Source organism: Komagataeibacter saccharivorans (assembly GCF_003207825.1).
Classification (GTDB): Bacteria; Pseudomonadota; Alphaproteobacteria; order Acetobacterales; family Acetobacteraceae; genus Komagataeibacter; species Komagataeibacter saccharivorans.
On sequence record NZ_NKTY01000085.1, the window covers coordinates 1 to 1141 of the forward strand.

A 1141-nucleotide genomic window follows, 5' to 3' on the forward strand; every position below is an offset into this window, starting at 1 on the left:
ACGGACGAAGCCCTGCGCGCGATGACCACTTTTATCGGACTTTTTGAGAGACGTTTCGGATGACCCAGACATTTTACGGCCAGATCAACCCTCCCGCCCGGCTGCTGATGGGGCCGGGACCGGTCAACGCGCATCCGCGCGTACTGCGCGCCATGGCGGCCGACATGCTGGGCCAGTTCGACCCCGAAATGACGGGTTACATGAACCAGACGATGGACCTCTACCGTCAGGTTTTCATGACCGCAAACCGCTGGACCTTCCTTGTGGACGGCACGGCCCGCGCCGGGATCGAGGCGGCGCTGGTCTCGCTGGTCGAACCGGGGATGAAACTGCTTGTGGTGCGGGCGGGCCGCTTCGGGCTGCTCCTGTCCGAAATCGCTGCGCGCATCGGGGCGGAAATCGTAACGCTGGACATCCCGTGGGGCGAGGTCGCAACCCCTGAACAGATCGAGGACGCGATCATCACCCACCGCCCGCATGTGCTGGCCTGCATCCATGGCGATACCTCCACCACCATGGCCCAGCCGCTCGATGGCGTGGGCGCGCTGTGCCGTAAATATGACGTGCTGTCCTATGTTGATGCCACGGCGACGCTGGGCGGCATGGCGGTTGCGACCGACCGCTGGGGCGTGGACGTGGTCAGCGGCGGCCTGCAGAAGTGCATGGGCGGGCCGCCGGGTTCCGCGCCGATTACCGTATCAGACCGGGCGGCGGCGCATATCTTCTCGCGCCGCCATGTCGAAGCCGGTATCCGGGGCAGCGACACCACCGATGGCGCGCGGGCGCGCATTCCGTCGAACTATCTCGATCTGGCGATGATCATGGATTACTGGTCCGAAAAGCGCCTCAACCACCATACCGAGGCCACCAGCATGCTCTACGCCGCGCGTGAAGCCGCGCGCATCATGGTGGAGGAAGGGCTGGAAAACCGCTTTGCCCGCCATGCCAGCGCATCGCGCGCGATGTGCGCGGGGCTGCGTGCGATGGGTCTGGAACTGTTTGGCAGCGACGCGCACCGCATGACCAACGTGACGGGCGTGTACATTCCCGCCAGCGTCGATGGCGAACGGGTGCGCGGCCGCATGCGCGAGGATTTTGAAATCGAGATCGGCACCGCCTTCGGCCCGCTGCAGGGCAAGGT

At 65.3% G+C, this 1141-nt stretch carries 1 protein-coding gene; it reads left to right on the forward strand.

The features are described 5' to 3' along the window. Positions 1-59 precede the first annotated feature (59 nt). Positions 60-1141, forward strand: a 1082-nt coding sequence (locus tag CFR79_RS15425; RefSeq protein WP_110548467.1) for a pyridoxal-phosphate-dependent aminotransferase family protein, incomplete at its 3' end; no start/stop codon positions are given.